The sequence below is a fragment of the Lactococcus sp. EKM203L genome (assembly GCF_011800585.1).
GTDB lineage: Bacteria > Bacillota > Bacilli > Lactobacillales > Streptococcaceae > Lactococcus > Lactococcus lactis.
This window is the reverse complement of the sequence record NZ_JAALEQ010000025.1, coordinates 1-5,173: the sequence shown is the minus strand read 5'-3', so window position 1 is coordinate 5,173 and position 5,173 is coordinate 1. Positions and strand designations below refer to the sequence as shown.

1 tRNA gene and 3 rRNA genes are annotated in these 5,173 nt (G+C 48.3%); all 4 read right to left on the bottom strand.

The window, feature by feature from the left end:
- A 5S ribosomal RNA gene (gene rrf, locus HFD15_RS13740) occupies positions 1-116 on the bottom strand.
- 83 nt (positions 117-199) lie between these two features.
- Positions 200-3,100 (bottom strand): 23S ribosomal RNA (locus tag HFD15_RS13735).
- Positions 3,101-3,238: 138 nt separating this feature from the next.
- A tRNA-Ala gene (locus HFD15_RS13730) sits at positions 3,239-3,311 on the bottom strand.
- Between the two features lie 93 nt (positions 3,312-3,404).
- Positions 3,405-4,951 (bottom strand): 16S ribosomal RNA (locus HFD15_RS13725).
- The 16S, 23S and 5S rRNA genes sit together here with 1 tRNA gene alongside, the layout of an rRNA operon.
- Positions 4,952-5,173 lie beyond the last annotated feature (222 nt).

Sequence of the window (5,173 nt, the reverse complement as noted above, 5' to 3'; positions counted from 1 at the left end):
ACTTGGCCACTCGCCTATCTCCCAGGGGGCAACCCCCAAGTACTTCCGCCGTAGATGGACTTAACTTCTGTGTTCGACATGGGAACAGGTGTATCTCCATCGCAATGATGACCAAATCATTAAATGTTACCTTGAACATTCAAAACTAAATAACAATTCTTCTAACTTTTAAACCATAAGCATATTATATTTGACTCTTTTGGTAAAGTCCTCGAGCGATTAGTACTGGTCCGCTCCAAGTCTCGCAACTCTTCCACTTCCAGCCTATCTACCAGATCATCTCTCTGGGCTCTTAATTCTTACGAATGGGTAATCTCATCTTGAGGTGGGCTTCGCACTTAGATGCTTTCAGCGCTTATCCCTTCCCTACATAGCTATCCAGCCGTGCTCCTGGCGGAACAACTGGTACACCAGCGGTAAGTCCATCCCGGTCCTCTCGTACTAAGGACAGATCCTCTCAAATTACCTACGCCCGCGACGGATAGGGACCGAACTGTCTCACGACGTTCTGAACCCAGCTCGCGTGCCGCTTTAATGGGCGAACAGCCCAACCCTTGGGACCGACTACAGCCCCAGGATGCGACGAGCCGACATCGAGGTGCCAAACCTCCCCGTCGATGTGAACTCTTGGGGGAGATAAGCCTGTTATCCCCAGGGTAGCTTTTATCCGTTGAGCGATGGCCCTTCCATGCGGTACCACCGGATCACTAAGTCCTAGTTTCCTACCTGCTCGAGTTGTAGCTCTCGCAGTCAAGCTGGCTTTTACCTTTACACTCTACGATTGATTTCCAACCAATCTGAGCCAACCTTTGAGCGCCTCCGTTACTCTTTAGGAGGCGACCGCCCCAGTCAAACTGTCCGTCAGACACTGTCTCCCTGGCCGATTATGCCAGCGGGTTAGAGTAACCATAAGTCAAGGGTAGTATCCCAACAACGCCTCAATAGAAACTAGCGTCCCTATTTCAATGGCTCCTACCTATCCTGTACATGACTTACAGGTACTCAATATCAAACTACAGTAAAGCTCCATGGGGTCTTTCCGTCCTGTCGCGGGTAACCTGCATCTTCACAGGTACTAAAATTTCACCGAGTCTCTCGTTGAGACAGTGCCCAAATCATTACGCCTTTCGTGCGGGTCGGAACTTACCCGACAAGGAATTTCGCTACCTTAGGACCGTTATAGTTACGGCCGCCGTTTACTGGGGCTTCAATTCATACCTTCGACTTACGTCTAAGCACTCCTCTTAACCTTCCAGCACCGGGCAGGCGTCACCCCCTATACATCACCTTGCGGTTTAGCAGAGAGCTGTGTTTTTGATAAACAGTTGCTTGGGCCTATTCACTGCGGCTGGCTTTTACACCAGCACCCCTTCTCCCGAAGTTACGGGGCTATTTTGCCGAGTTCCTTAACGAGAGTTCTCTCGATCACCTGAGGCTACTCGCCTCGACTACCTGTGTCGGTTTGCGGTACGGGTAGATATGACTTTACGCTAGAAGCTTTTCTTGGCAGTGTGACATCAGAGAGTTCGCAACCGTAGTTGCTTCCCCATCACAGCTCAATGTTAAAGAGAAATGCATTTGACACATCTCACACCTCACTGCTTAGACCAGAATCCATTAACTGGCATCTCTTAGCCTACTGCGTCCCTCCATCACGATCATATCTAGTACTGGAATATCAACCAGTTGTCCATCGACTACGCCTTTCGGCCTCGCCTTAGGTCCCGACTAACCCAGGGCGGACGAGCCTTCCCCTGGAAACCTTAGTCTTACGGTGGATAAGATTCTCACTTATCTTGCGCTACTCATACCGGCATTCTCACTTCTTAACGCTCCAGCACTCCTCACGGTATACCTTCATCGCGGTTAAGAACGCTCTCCTACCATTTAATTAAATTAAATCCAAAGCTTCGGTAATATGTTTAGCCCCGGTACATTTTCGGCGCAGGGTCACTCGACTAGTGAGCTATTACGCACTCTTTGAATGATAGCTGCTTCTGAGCTAACATCCTAGTTGTCTGTGCAACCCCACATCCTTTTCCACTTAACATATATTTTGGGACCTTAGCTGTTGGTCTGGGCTGTTTCCCTTTCGACTACGGATCTTAGCACTCGCAGTCTGACTGCCGAACATGTGTATTAGCATTCGGAGTTTATCTGAGATTGGTAATCCTAGACGGACCCCTCACCCAAACAGTGCTCTACCTCCAATACACTTACATTTCGACGCTAGCCCTAAAGCTATTTCGGAGAGAACCAGCTATCTCCCAGTTCGTTTGGAATTTCTCCGCTATCCACAAGTCATCCAAACACTTTTCAACGTGTCCTGGTTCGGGCCTCCAGTGCGTCTTACCACACCTTCACCCTGCTCATGGATAGGTCACTAGGTTTCGGGTCTACATCATGATACTAAGTCGCCCTATTCAGACTCGGTTTCCCTACGGCTCCGTCTCTTCAACTTAACCTCGCATCATAACGTAACTCGCCGGTTCATTCTACAAAAGGCACGCTCTCACCCATTAACGGGCTCGAACTTCTTGTAGGCACACGGTTTCAGGTGCTATTTCACTCCCCTCTCGGGGTTCTTTTCACCTTTCCCTCACGGTACTGGTTCACTATCGGTCACTAAGGAGTATTTAGGGTTGGGAGATGGTCCTCCCGGATTCAAACTGGATTTCGCGTGTCCAGCCCTACTCAGGATACTGCTAGGTATAAGCGCTATTTCGTCTACGGGATTATTACCCTCTTTGATTAACCTTCCCAGGTTATTCGACTATAATGCTTAAGTCCACGTTGCAGTCCTACAACCCCAAGAAGCAAGCTTCTTGGTTTGCCCTTCTTCGCGTTCGCTCGCCGCTACTTACGAAATCGTTTTTACTTTCTCTTCCTGCAGGTACTTAGATGTTTCAGTTCTCTGCGTTACCTTTACATGAGCTATGTATTCACTCATGAATAACTGCTAGTAGCAGCTGGGTTTCCCCATTCGGAGACCTAGGGATCAATGCGTACTTACTGCTCCCCCTAGAATATCGTCGTTAGTCACGTCCTTCATCGGCTCTTAGTGCCAAGGCATCCACCGTGCGCCCTTATTAACTTTGCCATGATGATTTATAATCATCGTTTTTCAAGTATAAGTTTGTAAATTCTTTAAAATTCACAGCTTTTGGTTTATTTATCGTTATTAGATATTGTTATTTAGTTTTCAATGTTCAAGTGATTTTAACGTCTTGTCTGACAATGGAGCCTAGCGGGATCGAACCGCTGACCTCCTGCGTGCAAAGCAGGCGCTCTCCCAGCTGAGCTAAGGCCCCACAATCAAGAATTTGATTCTTGCTTAGGTTTATCACTAAACCCCTCAAAACTGAATAAAGTTGAATGCTCACGTCTTTGTATATATTCCTTAGAAAGGAGGTGATCCAGCCGCACCTTCCGATACGGCTACCTTGTTACGACTTCACCCCAGTCATCGGTCTTACCTTAGGAAGCGCCCTCCTTGCGGTTAGGCAACCTACTTCGGGTACTCCCAACTCCCGTGGTGTGACGGGCGGTGTGTACAAGGCCCGGGAACGTATTCACCGCGGCGTGCTGATCCGCGATTACTAGCGATTCCGACTTCATGTAGGCGAGTTGCAGCCTACAATCCGAACTGAGAATGGTTTTAAGAGATTAGCTAAACATCACTGTCTCGCGACTCGTTGTACCATCCATTGTAGCACGTGTGTAGCCCAGGTCATAAGGGGCATGATGATTTGACGTCATCCCCACCTTCCTCCGGTTTATCACCGGCAGTCTCGTTAGAGTGCCCAACTTAATGATGGCAACTAACAATAGGGGTTGCGCTCGTTGCGGGACTTAACCCAACATCTCACGACACGAGCTGACGACAACCATGCACCACCTGTATCCCGTGTCCCGAAGGAACTTCCTATCTCTAGGAATAGCACGAGTATGTCAAGACCTGGTAAGGTTCTTCGCGTTGCTTCGAATTAAACCACATGCTCCACCGCTTGTGCGGGCCCCCGTCAATTCCTTTGAGTTTCAACCTTGCGGTCGTACTCCCCAGGCGGAGTGCTTATTGCGTTAGCTGCGATACAGAGAACTTATAGCTCCCTACATCTAGCACTCATCGTTTACGGCGTGGACTACCAGGGTATCTAATCCTGTTTGCTCCCCACGCTTTCGAGCCTCAGTGTCAGTTACAGGCCAGAGAGCCGCTTTCGCCACCGGTGTTCCTCCATATATCTACGCATTTCACCGCTACACATGGAATTCCACTCTCCTCTCCTGCACTCAAGTCTACCAGTTTCCAATGCATACAATGGTTGAGCCACTGCCTTTTACACCAGACTTAATAAACCACCTGCGCTCGCTTTACGCCCAATAAATCCGGACAACGCTCGGGACCTACGTATTACCGCGGCTGCTGGCACGTAGTTAGCCGTCCCTTTCTGGGTAGTTACCGTCACTTGATGAGCTTTCCACTCTCACCAACGTTCTTCTCTACCAACAGAGTTTTACGATCCGAAAACCTTCTTCACTCACGCGGCGTTGCTCGGTCAGACTTTCGTCCATTGCCGAAGATTCCCTACTGCTGCCTCCCGTAGGAGTTTGGGCCGTGTCTCAGTCCCAATGTGGCCGATCACCCTCTCAGGTCGGCTATGTATCATCGCCTTGGTGAGCCTTTACCTCACCAACTAGCTAATACAACGCGGGATCATCTTTGAGTGATGCAATTGCATCTTTCAAACTTAAAACTTGTGTTTAAAGTTTTTATGCGGTATTAGCATTCGTTTCCAAATGTTGTCCCCCGCTCAAAGGCAGATTCCCCACGCGTTACTCACCCGTTCGCTGCTCATCCGGTCGGTACAAGTACCAACCTTCAGCGCTCAACTTGCATGTATTAGGCACGCCGCCAGCGTTCGTCCTGAGCCAGGATCAAACTCTCAAATAAAGTATTTAAGTCACCTTAGTGACTGGCTTGTCTTTCATTATTGATTGACAGATTTTTGATGTATCTTACTACATCACATGAGTCATTCTTCTTTATTCAGTTTTCAATGGTCTAGCTTATCGCTTCAAGACCCTCGTCTCTTGCGACAACTATTATATTCTATCAAACCTACCTAAACTTGTCAAGAATTAACTGTGACTTTTATACCTTTTTTTATCTTAC